The sequence below is a fragment of the Vibrio sp. 2033 genome, assembly GCF_033339735.1.
Window position 1 is genome coordinate 1 of record NZ_JAWOVC010000547.1, and the last position, 606, is coordinate 606.

Genomic DNA, 606 nt, shown 5'->3' on the forward strand with positions numbered 1-606 from the left:
GATCTCGTGGGTTGGTTATGAGCAGTTCATCCCTATGATGAAAGACTGTTCACCACTGCTGCTGGATTTGAAACCAGAAGACGCAGGTGTGATCGTGACTCAGTCTGTTCACAAACAACAAGCTGGCTTCTCTCAAACATCGCAAATCCACAAAAAAGACCGCCATATCAAAGGTCAAGCTCGTTACTGTAACCACAAACGCTTTAACAACGCGTTTATGATGCACGCATCGACTTCACCATTCTACGCACTGTTCTCTGCGCTTGATGTGAACGCGAAGATCCACGATGGCGAAGCAGGTCTGCGTTTATGGCGCGATGCGGTTAAGACAGGTATCGAAGCGCGTAAAGAAATCCTTAAGAGTTGTGAATTGATTCGTCCGTTCATTCCAGATGAAGTCGAAGGCCAACCTTGGGGCAGCTACGACACTGACGTGATCGCAACGAACAAGAAATTCTTCATGTTTGAGCCAAACGCAAGCTGGCACAAATTTGAAGGTTACGGTGAAGGTCAATACTTCGTTGACCCATGTAAATTGCTACTAACCACAGCAGGTATTGCTGAAGATGGCAGCTACGCAGATTTCGGTATTCCTGCAACGCTTTT

At 46.7% G+C, this 606-nt stretch carries 1 pseudogene; it reads left to right on the forward strand.

What is annotated here, in order from left to right:
• Positions 1–606: pseudogene (locus R7P74_RS27720) on the forward strand (ornithine decarboxylase); the annotation flags it as partial.